The 23,667-nt window shown below is 35.4% G+C and carries 21 protein-coding genes and 1 pseudogene; 6 read left to right on the forward strand and 16 right to left on the reverse strand.

Annotated elements, in window-relative coordinates; genetic code table 11:
* Window positions 1–102 precede the first annotated feature (102 nt).
* The 5 genes from QZ413_RS03380 to QZ413_RS03400 are packed head-to-tail and all read right to left on the reverse strand — an operon-like array spanning window position 103 to window position 5,642.
* The gene (locus QZ413_RS03380) at window positions 103–1,056 is read right to left on the reverse strand and encodes a transketolase family protein (protein ID WP_297076381.1); all 954 of its coding nucleotides are present in this window, start codon (window positions 1,054–1,056) and stop codon (window positions 103–105) included.
* 1 nt (window position 1,057) lies between these two features.
* Window positions 1,058–1,909: a transketolase gene (locus tag QZ413_RS03385; RefSeq protein ID WP_297076383.1), complete on the reverse strand. Its 852-nt coding sequence runs from the start codon at window positions 1,907–1,909 to the stop codon at window positions 1,058–1,060.
* 23 nt (window positions 1,910–1,932) lie between these two features.
* Complete coding sequence (locus QZ413_RS03390; RefSeq protein WP_297076386.1) at window positions 1,933–3,291, reverse strand: PTS ascorbate transporter subunit IIC; 1,359 nt, start codon at window positions 3,289–3,291, stop codon at window positions 1,933–1,935.
* A 30-nt stretch (window positions 3,292–3,321) separates the two neighbouring features.
* Window positions 3,322–3,603, reverse strand: coding sequence for a PTS sugar transporter subunit IIB (locus QZ413_RS03395; protein WP_297076389.1), 282 nt, complete (start codon window positions 3,601–3,603; stop codon window positions 3,322–3,324).
* On the reverse strand, window positions 3,600–5,642 hold the full coding sequence (locus tag QZ413_RS03400; protein WP_297076391.1) for a PTS sugar transporter subunit IIA: 2,043 nt from the start codon (window positions 5,640–5,642) through the stop codon (window positions 3,600–3,602). Before QZ413_RS03400 ends, QZ413_RS03395 begins: the two co-directional genes overlap by 4 nt.
* A 298-nt stretch (window positions 5,643–5,940) precedes the next feature.
* Between QZ413_RS03400 and QZ413_RS03405 the strand changes: the two are divergent.
* Window positions 5,941–6,069: pseudogene (locus tag QZ413_RS03405) on the forward strand (winged helix-turn-helix transcriptional regulator); the annotation flags it as partial.
* Between the two features lie 34 nt (window positions 6,070–6,103).
* Here QZ413_RS03405 and QZ413_RS03410 read toward each other — a convergent pair.
* The 8 genes from QZ413_RS03410 to QZ413_RS03445 form a co-directional block, all read right to left on the reverse strand.
* Window positions 6,104–7,729: an alpha-glucosidase gene (locus QZ413_RS03410; protein WP_297076393.1), complete on the reverse strand. Its 1,626-nt coding sequence runs from the start codon at window positions 7,727–7,729 to the stop codon at window positions 6,104–6,106.
* 22 nt (window positions 7,730–7,751) lie between these two features.
* Window positions 7,752–8,603: a carbohydrate ABC transporter permease gene (locus tag QZ413_RS03415; RefSeq protein WP_297076396.1), complete on the reverse strand. Its 852-nt coding sequence runs from the start codon at window positions 8,601–8,603 to the stop codon at window positions 7,752–7,754.
* Window positions 8,600–9,469 (reverse strand): carbohydrate ABC transporter permease, encoded by an 870-nt coding sequence (locus QZ413_RS03420; protein ID WP_297076400.1) that lies wholly within the window; start codon window positions 9,467–9,469, stop codon window positions 8,600–8,602. Before QZ413_RS03420 ends, QZ413_RS03415 begins: the two co-directional genes overlap by 4 nt.
* 14 nt (window positions 9,470–9,483) lie before the next feature.
* On the reverse strand, window positions 9,484–10,734 hold the full coding sequence (locus QZ413_RS03425; RefSeq protein WP_297076402.1) for an ABC transporter substrate-binding protein: 1,251 nt from the start codon (window positions 10,732–10,734) through the stop codon (window positions 9,484–9,486).
* 113 nt (window positions 10,735–10,847) lie between these two features.
* Window positions 10,848–11,870 carry a LacI family DNA-binding transcriptional regulator gene (locus QZ413_RS03430; protein ID WP_297076405.1) on the reverse strand — a complete coding sequence of 341 codons (1,023 nt, stop codon included), beginning with the start codon at window positions 11,868–11,870 and terminating at the stop codon, window positions 10,848–10,850.
* 108 nt (window positions 11,871–11,978) lie between these two features.
* A complete protein-coding gene (locus QZ413_RS03435; RefSeq protein WP_297076407.1) occupies window positions 11,979–14,384 on the reverse strand; it encodes a MucBP domain-containing protein in 2,406 nt (801 codons plus the stop codon).
* A 1-nt stretch (window position 14,385) separates the two neighbouring features.
* A complete protein-coding gene (locus QZ413_RS03440) occupies window positions 14,386–14,886 on the reverse strand; it encodes a hypothetical protein (RefSeq protein ID WP_297076409.1) in 501 nt (166 codons plus the stop codon).
* Between the two features lie 63 nt (window positions 14,887–14,949).
* A complete protein-coding gene (locus tag QZ413_RS03445) occupies window positions 14,950–15,498 on the reverse strand; it encodes a hypothetical protein (protein ID WP_297076410.1) in 549 nt (182 codons plus the stop codon).
* Between the two features lie 187 nt (window positions 15,499–15,685).
* On the opposite strand from QZ413_RS03445, the gene QZ413_RS03450 reads away from it, so the two are divergent.
* The gene (locus QZ413_RS03450; protein ID WP_297076412.1) at window positions 15,686–16,576 is read left to right on the forward strand and encodes a LysR family transcriptional regulator; all 891 of its coding nucleotides are present in this window, start codon (window positions 15,686–15,688) and stop codon (window positions 16,574–16,576) included.
* A gap of 22 nt (window positions 16,577–16,598) precedes the next feature.
* On the opposite strand, the gene QZ413_RS03455 is transcribed toward QZ413_RS03450, so the two are convergent.
* Complete coding sequence (locus QZ413_RS03455; protein WP_297076415.1) at window positions 16,599–17,432, reverse strand: LysR family transcriptional regulator; 834 nt, start codon at window positions 17,430–17,432, stop codon at window positions 16,599–16,601.
* An 88-nt stretch (window positions 17,433–17,520) separates the two neighbouring features.
* Between QZ413_RS03455 and QZ413_RS03460 the strand changes: the two genes are divergently transcribed.
* On the forward strand, window positions 17,521–18,396 hold the full coding sequence (locus QZ413_RS03460) for a LysR family transcriptional regulator (RefSeq protein ID WP_297076417.1): 876 nt from the start codon (window positions 17,521–17,523) through the stop codon (window positions 18,394–18,396).
* 186 nt (window positions 18,397–18,582) lie between these two features.
* Window positions 18,583–19,113: a GNAT family N-acetyltransferase gene (locus QZ413_RS03465; protein ID WP_297076418.1), complete on the forward strand. Its 531-nt coding sequence runs from the start codon at window positions 18,583–18,585 to the stop codon at window positions 19,111–19,113.
* Between the two features lie 174 nt (window positions 19,114–19,287).
* Here the strand turns inward: QZ413_RS03465 and QZ413_RS03470 are convergent, their stop codons facing one another.
* Both QZ413_RS03470 and QZ413_RS03475 read right to left on the reverse strand, forming a co-directional pair.
* Window positions 19,288–20,376: a DUF871 domain-containing protein gene (locus tag QZ413_RS03470; RefSeq protein WP_297076420.1), complete on the reverse strand. Its 1,089-nt coding sequence runs from the start codon at window positions 20,374–20,376 to the stop codon at window positions 19,288–19,290.
* 14 nt (window positions 20,377–20,390) lie between these two features.
* Complete coding sequence (locus tag QZ413_RS03475; protein ID WP_297076422.1) at window positions 20,391–21,809, reverse strand: PTS sugar transporter subunit IIC; 1,419 nt, start codon at window positions 21,807–21,809, stop codon at window positions 20,391–20,393.
* A gap of 172 nt (window positions 21,810–21,981) precedes the next feature.
* Here QZ413_RS03475 and QZ413_RS03480 point away from each other — a divergent pair, with 172 nt between their 5' ends.
* Together QZ413_RS03480 and QZ413_RS03485 are read left to right on the forward strand one after the other, a co-directional pair.
* On the forward strand, window positions 21,982–23,328 hold the full coding sequence (locus QZ413_RS03480) for a PLP-dependent aminotransferase family protein (protein ID WP_297076424.1): 1,347 nt from the start codon (window positions 21,982–21,984) through the stop codon (window positions 23,326–23,328).
* Between the two features lie 101 nt (window positions 23,329–23,429).
* Window positions 23,430–23,667 (forward strand): NAD(P)H-binding protein (locus QZ413_RS03485; protein WP_297076426.1); only part of this gene is annotated, 238 nt, incomplete at its 3' end.

The following is a 23,667-nucleotide window of genomic DNA, read 5'->3' on the forward strand; positions in this document are numbered from 1 at the left end:
AAACAAAAACTTAACAAATAAAGCATTAAAATTCTTTAATGTTCGGATTTTAAAATAAAAATAAAAAAAGCTATCTCATTTTTTTGAGATAGCTTTTTTTATTTATACAATTGGATCGATTTGTTTTAAGATTTGTTCAGTTGTTAATCCATACTCTTCTTGCAGAAATGCTGGAGTTCCAACTTGGCCGAAACGATTATCAATACCGATTCTTGTTAACTGAATTCCTAGACCATTATCAGCTAGTACTTCTGCAACAGCACTACCTAAACCATTGATTACCGAATGATTCTCAATAGTAATGACTCGTTTTTTACCGATTACTCTTTCTAGAATCAGTTCTTTATCTAAAGGTTTGATCGTAAACATATCGACCACATCAGAAGTGATTCCTTTTTTCTCAAGTTCTTCAGCAACTTCTAGTGTTTCCGTGACTAACTGCCCACTAGAGATCAGCAAGTATTCTTCACCTTCACGTAATAGATTGCCTTTACCAAGTTCAAATGTCGAACCAGGTAAATAGATGTTTCTTACAGCTTTTCGATTTCCACGGACATAATGCACACCGGTCATTTTAGCAAATTCAGTAATGATCCACTCCATCTGAACCGCATCTGCTGCATCACAAATCACAATATCCGGAATCGCACGCAACAATGCGATATCTTCAAATGTAGTATGCGTCCCTCCATTATGTCCTACAGCAAAACCTGGATCTGAACCATAAATATTTAGTGTATTTTTAGAATAAGCGCCTGAAATAAATAGTTGATCAAACGCTCGTCTAGTCGCAAACGGTCCAAAGGTATGCAAGAACGGAACGTATCCAGTCAAACTAAGACCAGCTGCCACGCCCATCATATTCGCTTCAGCGATACCGACATTAATAAATCGTTTACCAAATTTTTTTTGCAGATCGCTCCATTTTGATGCCGATGCAAGATCGGCATCGAGCGCAATCAACTTATCATTTTTTTCCATTTCTTTTGTTAAAGCATCGACAACTGCAACACGAAGTTCTTTTCCCATTTCTCGGTTCGAATCTAAAGTAAACATTTTATTCACGCTCCTTTAGACTAGCTTTTAATTCCACTAGAATATTCTCAGTTATACGATTGATTTCATCATGATCAAATTTTACAGAATGATTGTCTGCCATTTCCTCAAAGTAAGGAATCCCTTGACCTTTGATTGAATCGAGCACTAAACATACTGCTTGATCTTCAATGCTTTTCAATTCATCGATTGCTTGATCGATTCCTTCAACGTCATCACCTTTAGCACTTGTCGTATAAAAACCAAAAGCACGCATTTTTTCTTGGATATCAAAAGGATTCATGATATCGCGGTTTGGACCATCCAATTGCTTTTTATTCTCATCGATAATAACGATACAATGATTTAATTTAAAATGTGCTAAATACTGAAATGCTTCCCAGCATTGACCTTCATTTAATTCACCATCACCAACAATCAAATACACATAATTGTTTTTATTTTGTAAATTTAAACCTGTAGCAATACCAGCTGCTACTGAAGTCCCTTGTCCTAAAGAGCCTGTTGTAGCATCCACTCCAGGTGTTTTATTACGATCAGGATGAGACGGTAAATTCGTCCCACCTTGATTGATTGTAAGTAGCCATTCTTTCGGGAAAAAACCTACTTCAGCCAAAGCACTATACCAAGCTGTTCCAGCATGCCCCTTAGACATAACCAAACGATCGCGTTCTTCCCACTGAGGATTTTTAGGATCATACTTCATTTGTTTACCATACAATACTGCTAATAGACTCGCCACTGATAACGAACCTCCAATATGTCCGGCTCCCATATGCTGAATGGCTTCTACTGAATCTATTCTAATTCTAGTTGCTAGATTTTCTAATTCTATTTTCTTTTCGATTTGCATAGAATTATTGCTCCTTTTACTATTTATTTAGATACTGCAGCTTTCTTTTTACCAAAGATTGTTAGCCCGATCAAAACAAGCAAAACTGCTACGATTCCAGTAATCACTAAGATTTGACCGCCATAATTAGCTAAGTTTCCTAAGAAAATACCTGTTACACCATAGTCTGTATCTGAGAATGAAGAACCTTGGAAACCAAGATCACCCATGACTGGCATCAATAGTAGTGGCATAAAGCTGATAATGATTCCATGGATAAATGAACCTGCTAATGCGCCACGTACGCCACCTGTTGCATTTCCATAAACACCAGCTGTTGCACCACAGAAAAAGTGAGGTACGACACCTGGAATGATAACCGTACTACCTGTTAATACCATGATGATCAAACTTACGATCCCACCAGCAAAACTCGTTAGGAACCCAATCAAAACAGCATTTGGTGCATATGGGAATACGATTGGACAATCTAGTGCTGGAATTGAGTTTGGTACTAATTTTTCAGAAATCCCTTTAAATGCTGGAACGATTTCTGCTAAGATCAAACGTACACCAGCTAAGATGACGAATACACCTGCAGCAAATGTTCCTGCTTGTTGCAATGCATAGATAATATAGTTTGTTCCATTACTTAGATTTTCAGTAATATAAGCATTTCCTGTAAATAATGCTACAATCACATAAACTACTGCCATCGTGATTGTGATACTTACTGTTGAATCACGTAAAAAAGATAATCCTTTTGGAAAATTGATATCTTCTGTTGATTTTTCTTTATTTCCCACCACAGAACCGATCAAACCACTTAACGCATAACCAAAATCACCTGTATGCCCTAAAGCTACTGTGTTATTTTTTGTAATTTGTTTAGTAAAAGGTTGTGTAATCGCCGGGAAAATCGTATTAGCCAAACCTAATGCCAATCCACCAAATAATACTAGCGGAACCGCTCCCATTTTTGTAACACTTAAAATTACTGCAATCATACATGCCATATACAATGTTGCATGACCTGTTAGATAGATATACTTAAATCTAGTAATACGTGCAATCAAAATATTGAACGCCATTCCAAAGAGCATAATTAGTGCTGTATATGTTCCGAATTTCTCTAAGGCAACAGCTACGATAACTTCATTATTTGGCACTACACCTTGCATGTTGAAGGCTACTTTAAACATTTCACCAAATGGCGCTAAGGCATTTTCAATAATGCCCGCACCAGAAGTAACCACTAAAAAACCGACAAATGTTTTAATACCGCCCTTTACGACCGAAGCGATATCTTTCTTTTGCAATACGTTACCTAAAATCGCAATCAACGCAACTAAAATAGCTGGAGTACTTACTATATCAATAATAATATCTAAAAATCCTTGCATTTGATTTCCCTCCTATTTTTGCCTATATGATTACATCAATCCTTGTTTTTCGCACTCTGCTTGAACTTTTTCTTTTAATTCATCCATATCAATAATACTATCCAAAATAATGACATTTCCTAAATGTTGAGCACTATCTGCTAAATCTGCTCCTACAAAAAAGGCATCTGCGGCATCTGGTGTCGCACTTCCCATATCAAAATGAGTCACTTCTACACCTTGTACACCTAAATCATTTAATACACTTTGAATATTCATTTCTACCATAAAGCTTGATCCTAATCCTGAACTACATACGGCTGCAAATCTCATTTTTCATCTTCTCCTTTAAGTATAATATTTACAATTTCTTGTTTTGTTTTGGCTTGAGTCAATTCATTTAATTTTTCTTTATTAGATAAAATCTTTGTTAGACTAGCTAGTGCTTTTAAATGAGTTTCATTGTCGATAGCTGCTAAACAAATAAATAAATGAATCGCATGTTTTTCTTCATCTAAAAGTAAAACAGGCTGTTCCACTTTCAATAAAGACATTCCTAAATGATGAACACCATCTTCAGGACGAGCATGGGGAAGTGCAATTCCTTGACCGATATGGATAAATGGACCGTAATCTTTGACCTTATTGATCATCGCATCGATATAACGCTCTTCAATATAATCTTGAGCCAGTAGAGGTTTTGCTGCTAGCGCAATCGCTTCTTCCCAGTCTAATCGTTGATCTGTAATTTCGATCATGTCTTCGGTTAATAATTCAGATAACATAGGGCGATCATCTTCCTTTCTTTTCATTTTTAAATTTAATTTTTTCTCGACTAAACGATATAATTTATCCCGATTCATCCCATTTTTAAATACGATGTAAGGAGCTACCGTATCTAAAATATCATCAAACGTAGGAAACCAGATCTTAGATAAAAAAAAGTCTTCTTGAATTTGTCTTACCAAGAGATTTTTCTCTAGAGTAGTTAAGATAGGATCGATGACATAAAGCTTTTTGTCAGTCTTAACGGGAACACTTGAAAAAATCAAATCATACTCTTCTGAATGTTGTGCGTTGTATTGCTCGATCGAATTTGTTTGAAAAAAATTGATCTGTGGAAATAAAGATTGTAATTCAGATTTCATGATCAAAGATGAACTGATTCCACTAGGACATAAAATCAATGCTTTCAGAGAGCTAAAATCTTTTCGTTTACGCTGTGAATTGATCTCACCACCAAAAAGAATGGTCAAATAGCCGATCTCTTCATCTGAAATCACTTGTGTCGTAACTTTTTTTAATGGAAATAATGCACGTTTAGTTAGTTCAAACATTTCAGCATATTGGATCTTGATTTCTTCAATTAATTCATTTTCCAACACTAATTGGTATTCGATTCTAAAAAATGCTGGAATCAGATGATGAACCAAATTCAATAATAATGCGCGAAAATCTTTAAATTGAATCGCAGCTAGCCTTTCCATTTCATAGATCATTTCGCTAGCACAATCCACTAAGAAATCAAGCGATGCTTCATTCTGATTGTTTTGTAAAAACGTCATGAAGATCATTGTGATATAACAAATTTCTTCTTCTGAAATTTTACAATCAGATAAGATCATAAGTAATTCTTTACTATACTGAAATGAAGCTAGACTCATAATCAATTCTTTATTTGAAATCTGCCAATCTAATTCGTACTGTTGATAGCGAGTCAATAAATAGGTGATAAAAAAACTTGCTTCTTTCAAACGACTAGGTACGATCGATAATTGATACGATTGAATAATATCTAATAACCGTTGATGGATTTCAATATAAAATAAAGCATCAATTCCTAAATAGGTTACCAGTTCTCCATTATCGCCATTCATTAATTTTTGTAAGTAAGAATATGCGATGGAACGAATGGTCAATTCATTTCCTTCTAAATAAAATCCTGTCTTCCGCGTATAGTTTAATCCAACACCTTCCTTTTCGAGGTCCTCTCTTAATTGTTTGATATCTTTTAGGACCGTATTCTTGCTGACTTTCATGATATCTTGAAAGGAATAAATAGATAGTTCTTCTTTTTTGGCAAAGCTTATTAGATAAATCAAATATCTTCTTTCTTCTTCATTGATGAAAAAATTTTGAGGATCTTTATCGAATAACAAATATAATCCGTTCTTCACGATTCCTTTTGGCACTATGATCTGCTCATCTTTTAATGTGATCGTTTCGCCAATTGTTTGTTGGGCCACTTGATTGAACGATTTGATATTTTCGATAATTTCTAATTCTGACATACCTGTTTTTTCAGACATATAAGATAAAGAAACTTTTTCCTTATCAAGAAAAATCAAGAATTTAAATCTGTAATCTATCATCTCTTTCAGCTCCTGTCTTTACTATATAGCAGCAATTATGATAACGCTATCTTATTTGAGCCCATTCTAAATCTAAATTTTTGAATATAATGGACCGAACTTTTTTAAACCGTTTTAAATAAGATTCTATGTACAGCATAGCATAACTAGAGCTCCAAAATAAAAGAGATCAAAATGAGTTTCCTCATCTTGATCTCTTTTTACTAACACCATCCCATAATTTTACTAACACAGCAGCAACGACTACCATAATAAAGCCATACAGTGGCGTCATCTTCAAACCTTGATATATGCATCTAAAGTAGAATACTCACTAAGCAAATATGGTAAAACACTAAATACAATCTTAGATCATCTTTGCACTTGGGGTGAAGCGCATGCACAAACGGTCGATAACATTGAATTCTATGAAAAAATCGAAGCCTAAAAAGAGCCGTCTCAAAAGTGAGATGGCTCTTTTTTTAAGCTAATTCGATGACAAAAGCTTCATATGGTTTTAACTCGATTGTTCCCGAAAATTCCGTACGTGGATAATTTCCGATAATGACTTCACCTTTAGTTTTTGGCATTTCAAGTAGATGTAGCAACTTGGAAATATTCCCGACGACTAGCCATTTTTTTCCTTCGTAACTGCGAACATATGCAAAAACTTCATCTACTGTATCCAATAGTTCAAATTCACCCCAAGCAACAAGAGGTTCCTCTTGACGTAAGGCGATCAATTTTTGATACGTATAAAATAATGAATGTTGATCTGCTAAAGCAGCTTTGACATTAATCGTTTTATAGTTTGGATTGACATGAAGCCAAGGTGTGCCTGTTGTAAAACCAGCATGCTTTGTCTCATCCCATTGCATCGGTGTTCGCGCATTGTCGCGCCCTTTTGTATTGATCGACAGCAATACCTCTTCTTTACTATATCCTTTTTCGATTCGTTCATGATACAAATTGATCGTTTCAATATCTTCTGCTTCAGAAATATCCGTAATCGGGTAATTCGTCATCCCGATCTCTTCACCTTGATAGATATAAGGTGTTCCTTTCATCAAATGCAATAAGATCGCAAATAATTTTCCACTTTCGACGCGATATTCTTGATCATCTCCCCAACGCGAGATGATTCTTGGCAAATCGTGATTGTTCCAAAATAGACTATTCCATCCTTCATGACCTAAAGACGTTTGCCATTTGGTCAATACTTTTTTTAATTCTTTGACTTCTAGTGCACGTAGATCCCATTTTTCTTTGTCTTCTTGTTGATCTAATCCAATGTGTTCAAATTGAAAGACCATCGACAACTCATGACGTTTTGGATCAGAATAAAGTTTTGCGATTTCTGGAGTCGCACCCCACGTTTCCCCTACGGTCATCACATCGTATTGCGTTTGTCCAAAAGTTGCTTGATTCATCTCTTGTAAGTAATCATGCAATTTAGGCCCATTTCCGGTAATCTTTTGATCCGGTTGTTTACTGATTAAGTCGATAACATCCATTCGGAAACCACCAATGCCTTTTTCAAGCCAAAAATTCATCATATCATAAATTTTTTGACGTAATTCAGGATTTTCCCAATTTAGATCAGGTTGTTTTTTACTAAATAAATGCAAATAATATTGACCACTTGCTTCATCAAATTCCCAAGCACTTCCACCAAAAGCAGATCCTAAATCATTTGGAGATTGACCATCGACAGGATCGCGCCAGACATAATAGTCGCGATAGGGATTATCTTTTCCCTTTTTGGCTTCAATAAACCAAGCATGTTCATCAGAGGAATGATTGACTACTAGGTCCATTACGATTTTAATATTACGTTTAGCAGCTTCTACTAATAATTCATCCATGTCTTCCATTGTGCCAAATTCAGCCATGATCGCTTCATAATCACTAATGTCATAACCATTATCATCATTTGGAGATTGATAGACTGGGCTCAACCAAATCGCACCGATCCCTAACGTTTCTAAGTAATCTAACCGTTCAATGATCCCGCGGATATCCCCAATTCCATCTCCGTTACTATCTTGAAAACTTCGAGGATAGATTTGATAAACGGTTGTGGTCTGCCACCATTTTGCTTTTTCCATTCTTACACACTCCTACTATTTTTTATTTTACTGCTCCATCAGTTACACCAGCTATAATCCACTTTTGGAAAAAGATATAAATCAAAAGTACAGGTAAAATAACCATTAAATACGATGCAAATGCCATATTGTATTGAGTTGAAAATTGTCCTTGAAAAATATATTGAGATAGTTGTAACGTTTGTTGATTTGGATTACTTAAAAAAATCAATGGCATTAAGAAATCATTCCAAGTCCACATAAAGCTCAAAATTGCTACAGTTGCATGAATCGGTTTGAGCATAGGGAAGATTACATGGTAAAAGATTTGCCAGGGTGTCGCACCGTCGATTGCTGCTGCTTCATCTAATGCTTCAGGAATCTTCTTAATAAATCCTGTATATAAGAACGTGTTCATCGGTAATCCAAAAATAATATACAAGAAGGTTAAACCAAAGATATTATCCATGTTAAAAATTGAGGCCTGTTTTACTAATGGTAACATCAAAACATTAAAAGGGATAAACATTGCACTGATAAAATAGTAATAGAGTAAGTTAAAGAGTCTCGACTTAGAGCGATTACGCGTAATTGCATAAGCTGCTAAACTATTAGTAAAAATCGTGAATACTAAATTTATCGCTGTGATAAATAAAGTATTGCCAAATTTACGTGGGTAATCCGTCAACGTCCATGCTTGACTAAAATTTTCCCAATGAAAGGTCGATGGCCATTTTAAAATATTATCCATTTGAGAAGGATCTTTCACAGCAATCATCAAGGTCATATAAAGTGGACCAAAAATCGTGAATATCGCCAAAGCCATCAAAAGTATCGTTAAGGGCCAGTTGACGGCTCCATCATGTTTACGTAAAAATTTTTTACTTGAATTCATCGCATATTCGCCTCTCTTTTCTCAAGAATGCGTAACTGAATGATCGAAATCGTTACGACGACTAAAAACAAGACTACAGAGTTTGCAGATTGGTATGCAAATTGACCACCAGTAAATCCTTTTTTATAGATCAATAACGAAATCGATGTTGTAGATACTCCTGGCCCACCACCAGTCATAGCAACGATTTGATCAAACGCCATTAAAAATCCTTTGGCAGATAATACCATATTGATAGTAAAAAAAGGTGCTAGTAACGGAAACGTCACTTTTCTAAAAAGCATAAATCCACTTGCTCCATCGATATCCGCTGCTTCATAAATATCTTGATCAATCGTTTGTAGTCCAGATAAATAAATCAATGTGGTAAAAGCTAATGATTGCCATACTGTAACAACTACAATCCCGATCCAAGCGTGTTCTGTTCCTAATATATTCACACTTAAAGATTCAACTCCTGCTGCAATCCCAAAACTTGGAAGAAGTTGTGCAAAAATAAAATTAAAAATAAATCCTACTATCAATGTCCCTAACATATAAGGAAGAAAATAGACGGCTTTCAAAAACTTTTGAAATTTGATTTTAGCATTCAAACCTAATGCAATCCCTAGTCCAATGATATTAACTAAAATAGTTGAAACAATTGCAAATTTAAATGTAAATAAGTAGCTTTGCGCAATATCAGGATCTTTAAACATATGCAAATAATTACGAATTCCAACAAAGTTCCATTCACCATATCCGCGCCAATTTGTAAAGCTATAAAAGATACCTTGTAAAAAAGGTATCGTATGAAATAAGAAGAATACAGCAACTAATGGAAGTGTCATCCAATAAAAAGCTTTATGAATTTTCATATTTTTCATGTCTTTTTCCCCTTTTATTTAATATTGGCTACATCGTAGGTATCATCCATTTTATTTAATATACGGTCGGTATTCAATTTTAGATCTTTAGAATTTTTAGTTTGATCTAATGCAAATTCAGATAGCATAGACGCAAGGTCGTATCCATTTGGTAATAAATGATCAATAAAATCGGTCACTTTTCCACCTTCAATATATGGACTGATTCCACTTAAGGAAGGTTCTGTTTGTGATACTCCTTTGATTGCTGAAAAAGCAAATTGATCATCACAATAACGAGCAAGCTGTTCCTTTTCTAAAAGAAAGTGGATAAATTCTTTTGCTTCTTTTTGATTTTTAGTTCCTTTTCCAATCATAAACATGACATCAACTCCACTTGTGACTACATTTTTTGATGATTCATTACTAGCTGGAAGTGGAAAAATATTTATCTTTAACTCAGGATTTGCTTTCACAACTTCTGGGATCGCCCATGTTCCGTTGATTAACATTGCTGATTCTCCTTTAGCAAATGCTTGAGTACCATCTGCATAGCTTGTTCCCATTGCATCTTTTTGAGTATACGTCATTGCTTCAGCCATTTTTTCTAATACTTCCGGCCATTCATCTTGAAATTTCGTTTTGTTTTCTTTGCGATCACGTATCATTTCATCTGGAGATAATGTACCTGCGATTGGGTTGAATAAAGCTTGTAAGGTCCAAGCGTCCTTAAAAGTACCTTCGATTGGTGTGATATTATTTTCTTTGAAAATTTGACAAACTTGAATAAATTCGTCCCAAGTTTGAGGGATTTCAAGATTATATCGCTTGAATAATTCTTCGTTATAAATGACACCAGATGCATTCGCTACATAAGGAACACCATAAAGTTTTGTCCGATCTTGTTGTAGATCTTGAGTCATTTTTTTATACGCTGGGAGAATATCTTGAACAAAGGATTCGTCGGATAGATCTTCTAACATTCCTACATTGGCAAGCTCAGTATATGTCACATCTCCACCGTACGCAATAATCGTTGGAATATCATCTTTAACTAAACGCGTACGTAAAACCGTTCCCGCATCTGCAGGTGTACTTAAGACAATTTTAACATCTGGATGACTGGCTTCATATTCATCAACAAACTGCTTTAAAATAACTTGATTTTCTGATTTACTACTGAAAAATTCTACTTTTTTTTTCCCTTGATCTGCAGTAGAACTACAACTAGACAAAAAAATGGTAGCGATTACACTGAAAGCCAAAAAAATAATTTTTTTATTCATCCTTAATCCCTCTCCCAGGTGTTACGTCACACCTAACTTTATTTTTAAAAGGTGTCACGTGACACCTTACGGGAAAAGTATAGCATCTGACAAATAAATGGTCAAGATGCTTTTTAAATTTTCGTAACAGACTCTCCGATGATCAATTCAACTGGAATTGATACTGAAGACAAATTATTTTTACCTTCTTTAATTGCTTGCAATACTAATTGGATGGCCGCATTTGCTTTTGCTATTACATTTTGTTTTATAACTGTTAAGCGTGGTACTGCGTATTGCGAAAGTAAAGTTCCGTCAAAACTGATAATTGATAGTTCAGATGGGATGCCTATTTTTGCTTCATGAAATTTTGATATCGCTTGTACTGCTAATAAATCAGATGCAAAAAATAATGCTGTATAGGACTGGATTTTGGTAGCGATAAAATCATCTAAATATGTGTGATAGTCTTTTCTCATAGCTGGAACTGGTAGCCATTTAGCATCACACTGCCCACTAACAAAGGTATCGATAAATCCTTGTCCTCTAACTGCATCTAAACCTTCTATTATCTCTTCTTCACCCGCTTGTGCTAAAAATGCTACACGTTTGTGTCCGTTTTTCATCAAATATTTACCTGCTAAGCAACCACCATGATAATCATCGATTCCAACGTTCATCTGGGATAACTGTTTACCTTGTTGATACATATCTAAAAAGACAACAGGTACATTGAGTTTTTCACGCCAGACTTCTACTTCTTTTATATGCGATCCGGATATAATCAATCCTTCTAAATTCCACATTTCTACTAAACGTAGACCTTCTTCAACCGTAGAAATACGCCGAAACATCATAAAGTAACCGGCATCTGAAATACTACGTTCAACTGCTTGTAAAAATTCACCTTGGTAAGGGTTGTCATAAACATGATCTGTGACTGCAGTAGAATCTTGAATAATTACTCCGATGATTTTCGATCCATGTTTTGCCAGTAACCGCCCACCCATATGTGCAGTATAGTTAGTTTCTTTTAATGCTTTGTTCACTTTATCTTGAGTCTCCTTAGATACTTTTCCTACTCGACCATGGATTACATTAGCAACAGTAGTGGGACTCACACCAGTCATCGCAGCAATATCTTTAATTGTTGTCATCTCTTCACATCCCTTATATGTACTCTTATTTTTCAGTGTAACAGGATTTTAACTTTTTTCAAATCCAAAGAGCCACAGCTAATAATTTTTTGCTGTGGCTAGCTCGAATTATTTAAATGTTGCAGTAAACGTCACATTACCAGTATATTCCTTGTTCTCATGTTTAAATGCATCTTTGTTTACTTCCAAATGCAAGAGATAATTTGGTGTATCTTTTGACAAAGTAGTAAATGGTGTAGCATCTACCACCGGAGTTTTATCATCTTGTTGTAAAACATTGACTGCAACACTGTCTTTTTCGTCATCTGCTAGTTTGAATTCGTGTTGGGTTGAAACATCGATTTTCGGTTCTGTAGTCGAATCATCTAAACTGTGGTATTTCAATTCTAACTTTCCTTTTGCTTTATCTTCTTGATTGTACATCGTAACGTTTGTCGGAACTTCTAAATAAGCACTTGGTTCAACCGGAGCTTTATCATAGATGTAGGTAACAACTGTACCCTCTTTACTGAAAGTCCCAGTCATATTATCAGGCAGCTTATTTTTATCCAATTTATAACCTGGGATTTCTATTTGAAATTTTGGTCCACTCACATCATAAGGTTCTCCTTCATGCCCATCTTCTAAAATTTTATCTGAATGGATAGAATTTCCTTCTTCATCTCGATAACGAACAACAACATCATTAGGAATTACATTATAATAATAATAAACATCGATAGGATAATCATCAAATTTCCCTGATGCATTCGAAGGTAAATGATTTGCATCTAAATCGTATCCATCAAATAATAATTTATACTCTGGCGTCCCCACATTATATGACTCTCCTGATTTACCATTCAATACTATCGGTTTATGCAGATCTTCTCCCTGATTATCGATATAGTGAACGGTTACCATAGATTTTTTTTGAATTGGTTGAATTTGCACATCGTATCCAAAAGTGTAACTAGAATGACTACTTACATTTATCTTAGAACTAAACATAGACATAGCATTAGGTGAAACTACATCTTCGGGTTTTAAATGTTCACCCAACAGTAAATTTTGAGAAGAAAGTGGCTCAACATCTCCATTAGCAGTTCCTGAATATGTTGAATCGTAATTTCCGTAGCTCATTATTCCGTCTTCTGAGATAGGATCTGCTAAAAACGACACTCTATATTGTTTTGATAAAGTTCGAAAATACCAACCTTTTCCCTTACCCAATGAAAATGAAGGCAATGTAGGAGAAAAAGTATTAGGACCCAAATAATTTGTACGCATAGGAATAGCATCACCTAAAGTATAAGAACCCGAAAAGTTATTAAATTGATAGTTATTTTTCACAGAAACTATTCCATCTCTAAAATAATGGATTATTCTGGAAAAATTTATATCGATTTTTCCATTATTGATATAAGCAGATTTTAACATTAGCGCTCTCTGCCCTGATGATAACGTTTTATAATATAGTCCTAATATAATATTAGGAGTTATTTGCGAAGACCCATTCACCACACGTAAGTGAGCAGAACTCAATTGACAAGCACTATGAGTATCGTAAGGTCCATTTACACCGTCGTAGTATTCGTAATCTGCCACAGATTTTATCATACCAATATTCCACCCCGCTTCTTGCGGTTGTGTCGAGCTATCATTTATACTACCTACCTCATAAAATCGGAGCTTTGAAATAAAACTAGGGTAATAGTCCGAATTATATACATTAGCATCCCCAAAAGTATAAACTATATCCGTACCATCTGATAAAGCAGCTTTTCCTATTCCGTATTTAGACAACATTGAATCTTCATTTAGTCCCATACCGAAATTCGCTTTCGGATCCAAATCCTTATTCTCATACAACGCTGTCCAGCCATTTGCTGGGTCAAAATCATTATCGATCGTTGTCGGTTCAATAGCTTTGTTTTGTTTTTCTTGTATTTGCTCACTAGATAGCGTTGGTGTCGAAGATTCTTTAACGGCTTCACTACTTTGTTCACTACTACTCTCAGAATTTGGATTCGCTGTAGTGGATTCTTCATCTTTAGTCGTTTCACTAGAAGAAACTTTTGTCGAAGATTCTTGTTCTGTAGTCGTTTCCGATGACTTACTCGTTGTAGATTCTTCTTGACTATTTTTAGCTGTGGATCCGGTTGTGACTTGTTCCGTTAAACTAGAACTTGCTTCGATCGCTAATACAAACTCGGTCGGAAATAACACTGTGACCGCTAAAGCTAGGTATACGATTTTTTTCAAGTGTTTTCGTTTGGCATACAATACAAATAAAATCAACGCGATTCCTAATACGACCCACCAATATTGGATTAACTCATTGGTATTTGGTAAAACCTTATGTGTTAGAGCCGGTCGTGAATGATAGTCCGGTGTCAAAGGCGAATCGGGTGTCGTGATTGATGTCTGATATGAAATTACGTCTTTTGTAAGCTCAGAAGCGTAGACTTTATTTTTTAAAACAGACAGACAAACACCGGTTGCTCCCATCGCATTTACGATTTGTTTTTTCATACTATCCCTTCTCTTCTGGTTTTAATACCATTAATTTAAATGAAGTTTTATAATCATTAAGTTTTGCTGTTTTATCATGTGGCGGAAAAGGTTTGATCCGCAGAAAAACCATATGTTCACCAGCGGTTAGATCTTTAGGTAGTGAAACTTGAGTGATGGCTTCGCCCGGTTTAACTAAGTCACTATCTAGTAATTCATGCTCCTTATCTTCATGATCGATATAGACTTTAAATTTAAAATTCGCTTCATTAAACGATGGATTGCTTAAAGCGATATATAGCTCTTTGTCTCCTTCCATGATTTTTGTGTCTTTATAACCCGGAAAAGCGATTCGCGTATTTGTCCAATCCTGTGGCTTTTTGATTTTGGCATCGTATTTTTTTGCAGAAGAATCAAATACTAGACCATTGTCTTTATGTAATAATCGATACCCAATCAAACCGCTAATCAATAGCAATAATAAAACAACAATGATTGTCATTCTTTTTTGTTTTGTATTCATATCTATCCTCCAATTAAAAAAAGAGCAAACAGATCTGCTCTATTTACTCTTTTTTCAACATGTTTATTTTCCAGTAGCTGATGAAACAGTATACGTTACAGTATCTTGATAGACACCAGCACTTTTTGCTTGGCCAGTTAATTGATAGCGTAGTTTGATATCATTTGCTGTTTTACTTAATTGACCTAAATCATTTTCGCTAGTTCCCGTTAATGCAACTGCAGGTGTTTTTGATAGATCAATAAGTTTATAAGACACGGTATCTTTTTCATCTTTTACATTTTTCAATTGGAAACCGTTAGATGATTTTACAGAGATATTTGCTTTTTTATCTCCATCGTAATCTTCTTTACCATCTGGTTTGTACATGTGAACTGAACGGTCATATTCTTTATGATCATCAGTAAATGTGATGTTCCCTGGAGTAGAAATCACATATTCTGGATTATCTGGATTATCTGGATCAGGAATATCATTGTTGCTACGATAAGTTACTGTAGTATCCGATTTTTGAGATGTTTCATCAGCAGATACTGTCGAAACAGTCGCTAAAACATTTCCTCCCATCAATGCAAGCATAGATAATCCAACGATTTTTTTGTTAACAAACATTGTAAACACTTCTCTTCCTCTAAGATTTTTGTTGGCCCTTGATCCAACGAGTACAGTATACAAAGGAAAATCGATCTTTGGAAATAACGTTTCATGATACTACTATAATGATCTCTTATGCATTTTTTCATTCAACTTCACTTACAATATGGACAAGTTCTATTAAAAAAGAGAGGAATTTTTAATGATGTTAGATTACCATTTCAAAACATTTTTAGTTGTTTGCGAATCAAAAAATTACACCGAAGCTGCTCAAAAACTTCAAATGACGCAGCCTGCAATCAGTCGTCAAATGGAGCAATTACAAGAACAATTACAACTAGAATTGATTACCATCAACAATAGAAAAATGACTTTGACGAAGGAAGGTAAGTATCTTTATCGTCTGATCTCTAGTATGAAAAATATGGTGCATAAAAAACTATATTCTCTAACACATAACAGACCACAACTATTGATTGGAGCAACTCCTTTTATTAGTCAATATCTGTTAGAACCGTTACTTACACAATTTCTTAGAGACAATAAAACTGTGTCGATTAATTTATATGTAGAAAATACGCCTTCTTTATTAAAAAAACTCCAGTTAGGTGCATTAGATTGTGCTTTGATTGAAGGTGATGTGGATCCATTAGTGTTTGATTCGATTTTTTTACGCAATGAACTATTACTCCCAATCTGCGCAACACAATCAAAACTGGCACACCACTCACGAAGTTTGGCTGATCTAGTAACTTCTGACTTGATTATAAGAGAACCTGAATCTACTATTTACCATGAAATCAAGCATTATTTTGCCAAACGTACGATTGCTCTAAGTGATTTTCATGCAGTTAATGTTGTTGAAGATTCTAATTTAATCAAACAACTTATTCGATCTGACTGGGGAATCGGTTTTTTGTATAAGCATGAAATCGAAAAAGAAGTGAGACAACAATCACTTTGTCCACTCTATCTAGATCAAGCGCATATCGTGGTCCCACTTAATTTTGTATATCTTTCAAAAAAACAACATACACAAGCGATTCATACTCAATTTGATCTATCAAACTATAAATTATCTAAAAAATTAGTTTAAGCTATACAAAAAGACTCGATCTTTAAATTAAGATCGAGTCTTTTTTCGTTGAAAAATAAATTGGGATTGATGGTAGAGACGCTGAAAAATCAAAAATCAAAAAATCTTCAGCCTTAACTTGATACTCTCGCAAAGAAGATTCTTCTAAAAAACTAATTTTTCGATGATGCTCTAAAAGTTGTAAAATCAATCGTGTTTCTCCGACGATATCTATTTCTGAAAAATCAGAAAATGTTAATCCCTTTGTTCGTAAATAGGTACGTATTTGTTGATAAAGTGGTGAAGTCGGTTCACGTAAAAGTAAAGACTCAGTTTTCATATCCTGTATACGTTTAAATGATTCACGATAAAAACCTTTCGAACAAATCGCTATAATCTTCTCTGTTTCGATTTCATAGGTAGTAAAATCTGGAAGATCAACAGGAAAATCCGTAATTAAAAAATCAAGTGGGATTTTTTTGATATCCTCTAAAAATCGGCATGCTGTCGTTTGCTTGATAGTATAAATTTTATTTTTCAACTCTGTCTTCGTATCCAAGATTTCCATTGCCTTACTTGGTTGAATCGTATTTGAAATCATGATTTGATAATTCCGTTCGTGTAACTTTTGTAACTCTTCATACCCCTTTTCTCTATAGGCCAACATCTCTTTGACTAACAAGTAAAGTTCTTTCCCATCGTTAGTTAGTGATAATTTATTTTTTCGATATAAAAATAATTTAAGTCCTGATTGCTCTTCAACATAAGCAATATGTTGACTAACAGTTGGTTGGGTCATATTTAATGCTTGCGCTGCTTTTGTAAAATTCAATAAATCAGCGACTTTAATGAATGTTTCGTAACGGTAATCAATCATCTTTTTCCTCCTAATAGCTATCGATAGTGTTTTGCTATATTTTTCTTTATACTGTTTTTAAACTAGGCACTTCAAAGGAGCGAGTTATATGTTAGATTATCGATACCAAACTTTTATTGAATTGTGTCATACAAAAAATTATACTCGAACAGCTGAGCGACTTAATTTAACTCAGCCTGCGGTTAGTCAGCATATTTCCTATTTACAAGAACATCTGAATACTCAACTAGTCTACTACGAGAACAAAACAGTCCATATCACCGAAGCTGGTTATTACTTATATGAGATCATTCAAAATATCAACAATTACACTGCTAAAAGCTTACAAGAATTCCAGTTGTTAAATAAGCAAATTTATATCACATTCGGTTCTACTCAAACACTTGCAGAATATATACTAGCTCCCCTTTTGAATGACTTTTTCGATTTATATCCTCATATTAAAATCAATCTTTACGTGGAAAATACGGCACATTTATTAGAAAAAATAAAGACTGGTGAACTTGACTGTGCATTTATCGACGGGATATTTGACCAAGATATATTTTCCTCATTCCCTTTCAAACATGATGAGATCGTCTGCGTTTGTTCACCAAAACATCCTGCTGCATCTACACAGAAAACTTGGTCAGAATTGTTCACAGAATCGATTTTTTTCCGAGAACCGGGATCAGGAATTTTTAATGCCTTTCACCAACTGATCAGCCAGCAACAAATTAGCTTGGAAAGTTTTAAGGATCTTACAACGGTCGGAAATACGAATGTAATCAAGTCGCTCATCCAAGCAAACCAAGGAATCTCATTCGTCTATCGTTCTACTGTGGAAAAAGAACTAGAAGAAAATACTCTCAGCCTTATTGAACTTCCAAATAACACACTCAAATTTACTTTCAATATGGTGTCTATCGGCGATCATCCAAAATTAGCTCCTGTGCGTGAGTACATCATAAAAAAAATGATGTGACCCTTCGACTTTTATTAGCATACGCTAACAAGAAAGTAGTCGTAAAATAAACATTTATTATTCAACCATTACAAACTCTTATTAAAATAGTGTTTAACATTTACTAAAGAATTTTAAGCCGCCAAAAATTTTGCTGACATTTTTTATTTATTCTTGGTAAAGTAAAGAAAAAAATGAGGTTTTAACATGATGATTGTTCACACTAAACGTTTGATATTACGTCCTTTTAAACGAAGCGATGCTGCTGAATTATTAGATTATCTAAAAGATCCTGTTGTCCATTGCTTTGCTGATGAAAAAATTTCTACTCTAACTCAAGCACAAGAAAAGATCCAACAAAAATTAAGTAAGCCTGGACATCTTGCTGTTGCTTTGAAAGAATCAGATACGGTTATTGGTGATCTATTTTTTGACTTTGAAGAACCAGATACCTATTCAGTTGGTTGGAATTTTAATCCTAAATACGCGAAACAAGGTTATGCTTTTGAGAGCGCATTTGCTTTATTTACAGAGCTTTTCAAAAAAGATGCACGTCGAATCTATGCTTACGTCGAAGAGGATAATTATTCTTCACAAAAATTAGCTGAACGTTTAGGAATGCGACAAGAAGGGTTATTTTTAGAGTTTATCTCCTTCATTAAAGATGACAATGGCGATCCAATTTATGAGAATACCTTTGAATATGCTCTATTGAAACATGAATGGAATCGTAAATAAGAAAAAGGGGCTGTGACAAAAGTCTGTCACAGCCTCTTATAAATAGAATAAACGGTGCTCCAGAAGTAGCTCCTTCGAAAAATAAGCAAAATCATTACCGAAATAGGCGAACCTATTGTCGGAATGATTTTGCTTATTTCTTGGAGCTGCCCACTTCTGTCACAGCCTCTTTTTCTATGCTTTTTTCGTAAAGCGAAATTTACTCCAATGATGGATATATTTCAGTAGTCGAATTTCTTCAGGATCGATTTTGCCGATTAAATTTTTACGCGAATCCTCATGTGGTACGAGTACGACTTGTAATTCATTTTTATATTTGCCAAAGGTATCGTTACACAAGACGATATCGCCACGCTCAAATGTAGCTGGATTTGATGTTGCTGGGTTTTCTTCCTTCGCATATTTTACCCGAACTTGCGTGGAACGGATCACTTCTTCAGTAATATCCCCGCGACGATAGTGTTGTTCACTTAAAATCGCTTCTTCAAGCGGTGTTTGCGGATCGATTGTTTGATAAGAAAATTCCACTTGCGTACGATTCAATGCTGCCATTTCAGCTAATTCTTGATCACTGGCATAGCCATTACCAATAATGACAACATCGATCAAATTGGTGGCAAATAGTTGTTTGACTTGTGTCGTTAAGGACAATGTTCGATGTTCTTCTAAAGTCGGTAAGCCATCATTGATGTCCCAAGGTCCTAAATTTCCATGCGCACATGTCACAAAAGCAGCTGTTTTTAGACCATGCTGTTTAAATCGTTTGCTACAACGTTCAAAAAAGTCATAAGGTAGTCCAGTGCGTGCTTGTGGATAAAAATTATGACATCCATATAAAGCTGATGTATTGGCTTGATAACTCAAAATATTATCTAAATATGCGATATCGTGACTCATATTCAATTCGATTGTTAGACCATACTCGTTATAAGTCATCATCGCTTCTTTAAATCCATCAAATCCTACGTCTAAACGAATTCCATTGGCGCCGATTTCTGCAAAAAAAGATAGGTCATCATACGAGATTTCTAAATCATCAAAGATCGCCGGTGCAACATCTAAAATAACTTCAAAGCCTAGATTACGACTAAACGTGATCAACTCTTTAAATTTTCGGGTGACGTTCTCTTTTGTATCGGTTACTTCTAACATACTGATAAATAAACGTGTAAATCCTAATTTAGCTGCTTTTTCCAAATAGTTATGGTCAGCTTTTTGATCGCTATGATCTGGATAGATCGAAATCCCAATTTCTTTTTTCATAATAGCTCCTCTACTTAATTTATTGATGAATCCACTAGATCATCAGTCGTGACGTTATTCATTTTATTCGCTGTCATTACAAATGGTGCCCAGATTGCTAATGCTAATAAAATATTGATGATCGATAGTACGATCGCGCGCCAATCACCTGCTGTTGCTAAAAATCCACTCAATATTGGTGGCATCACCCACGGCACAGTGACGACGACCGGATCGACTAAACCTGTCATAGTCGCTACGTAAGAAAGCGTTGCTGTACATAACGGTGCCAAAACAAATGGAATCATATAAATTGGATTCAATACGACGGGCAAACCAAACATGATCGGCTCATTGATATTAAATAACCCTGGAGCAAGTCCTAGTTTCGCAACAGTCCGTTGATCAGCTCGTTTTGAAAACCAAAGCAACCCAATAATCAATGCTAATGTAACACCAGCTCCTCCAGGCCAAACAAATACATCAAACGAAGCTGCTGACCATTTATATGGAATCTTGTCCCCATTTTGGAATGCATTCGTATTGGCAACCATTGCTGTTCCATAAAGTGATTGTAAGACGGCTCCCATAATATTTGTACCATGTAATCCAAATACCCATAAGACATGAACAAGTAAGGTTACAACGATAACTGCTAGATAGCCTTGAGATAGATTGATCAGTGGTGCTTGGATCGCATTTGTGATCCAGTCGATCATACTTTGTGCTGTAACGCGTTCAAATACATAATAGATCACACCACAAACATACAGCGCGACCGTTCCAGGAATGATCCCAGCGAAGGCTTTTGATACTGCAGGTGGAACTGAATCTGGTAATTTGATAATAATATTTTTCTTTAATAAGTAAGCGTAGATCAATACTGAAATAAAACTAAAAATCATTGCGGTAAATAGACCTGTCCCACCAAAATACTGATTAAAAGAGAAAAAGCCCCAGCCACTTGTAGCAATTGTCGATACATCATTGGCGGTTGTTACTGTTCCACCAGCTTCAGTAATCAATTTTGTAGCATCGTTTGTCAAGGTTCCATTTAATACAGTTGAAATATTCGCGACTTGTGGCACACCCATGACAAAAGCTGAAAGTGAAACAAACATTCCACCAATCGGATTGACGTTGTAGGCTTTTGCGAGTTGATAACCCAAAGATCCCGAAAAAACCAACGCCATAATCGCTAAAGATCCCGTCCAGATCAAGCCATTTACTGCAATCAATGGTTGGAAAAATGTAGTGATCGCATTATTTTCACCTAGATACTGATTGGGAAAATCACGGACAAAGGCATTTAGTAAAACTGCGATCGCTCCAGCCATCGTGATTGGCATCATCGTAATAAATGCATCCCGTATCGCAAGTAGATGCTTCTCATTTCCGACCTTCATCGCAACTGGTAAAATGTATTTTTCGATGCTTTGAGATAATTTATTCATATCAGTTCCTCCTCTTACTCCTTGGTACAAATAAATTGTGCTAGCGAAATCCTATTTGCATGTTTATCTTACGACTTAAAGATACCGTTTTCAATAACAGTGATATCAAACAAGACTAGCACAGATTAAAAAGTATGCTATAGTAAAACTAATAAAATCGGAGGCGTTGACTATGGAAAAATATTTGGAAATCAGTAACGAGATCGCACAACAGATCCACGAACAATACTATCCAGTCGGTACTAAGCTCCCCTCGATCAATACTCTAGCCCACAAGTATAACTGTAGTCGCGGAACGATTATTCGCGCTTATCGTCAACTACTCGAACAAAATCTGGTTCATGTCCGAAAAAAAAGTGGATACTATTCTTCTTATTCACCTGCTGTTGAAGCCAAAGTCGAAGGTTACCATTTAGAATCAGGAAATCCTACAGTTGGTAGCTTTCATTTGCCTTTTGCTAAACAAAGTTTAGCCTTAGCCCTAGACCATTATCAGTTAGAATCATTAGATGTAGGTGCCAACGGTGTTTCTTCTGTGATACAAGCATTGACTCGTTCATTAGAAGATATTGGTGTGTATACAAAATCTGATCATGTCTTTTTGACGATGGGCATTCAGCAAACAGTTCACGCCCTGTGTAAGATGACATTCCCAAGTGGGCATAAAGCGATTTTGATCGAAGAACCGACCTATCGCTTTGTGATCGAATCGTTAAAAGCTCAACCTGATTTGATCGTATATACGATTAAACGTGATGAAAATGGGATCGATGTAGCACAATTAGAAAAAATGTTTAAAGAAAAAGCGATTAAATTCTTTTATCTCGTACCACGAAACCATAATCCTTTGGGTACGACACTCCCATTGACCCAACGAAAAAAAATCGTTCAGTTAGCCCAAAAGTATCATGTCTATTTAGCTGAAGATGACTATTTTTTAGATGCTTACGCAACAGCAAATTATACGCCACTTTATTATTTAGCAGCTGGTAGCTATGGTATTTATCTCGGTTCATTTACAAAGATCCTACCTTATTTGAGAATTGGCTTCGTCAGCTTACCTCCTGAGCTTCATCCCTTTTATATGGATACGGTAAACGAGATCATGCACTTGCATTACTACACGCCTCCATTGATTTCACAATCAATGCTAGGTGTTTTGATCCACAATCAGTTTCTAGACAAAAGCAAACAAATGATCAACCAAGATCTCAAGAAAAAACTTAGAAAAATCAAATTGCTCACAAAAAAATGGGATAATCGTATCGCTGTCTATACAGGTTCTGACGGATACTATGCAACGATCCGCCTTCATCCAAAGCTTTCTGCGACATGTTTAATCGACACTTTAGCTTCAAAACATATTTATGTCGTCAGTAATCAGGCGAATTTTTTCCATGCCGCACACTTTGATAACTCCATTCGACTTTCGATCGCCAAAATCACAGTCGATGAGATTTCATATGTATATCCTAAGATTTATCAAACGATCGTCGCATTAGAGAACGCTACTGTGTGATCGATTTGATCGATCTAGCTGCGGATCTAATGCTTTTCACTTCCTTTTTGTAAGTATTGTGATATACTCACTGTAATCAAAAATGAAATGAGGCAAAAGAGATGAAGTATTTAGTAACGAGTGCCACTGGAGATTTAGCGTTCCAAAGTGTCCAATTTTTAATTGATCTAGTAGGTAAAGATCAAGTCGCAGTAACGGTTCGTTCATTAGAAAAAGCAGATGCTTTAAAAGAACTAGGCGTCGACATTCGTCAAGCTGATTATTTAGATCCAGAATCCTTGCTTTCAGCTTTTACAGGAATCGATCGCGTTTTATTTGTCTCTTCAGGTGACCTTGAGA

Origin of the sequence: uncultured Enterococcus sp., from assembly GCF_913775425.1 — a bacterium.
In the GTDB taxonomy this organism is placed as follows: Bacteria; Bacillota; Bacilli; order Lactobacillales; family Enterococcaceae; genus Enterococcus_G.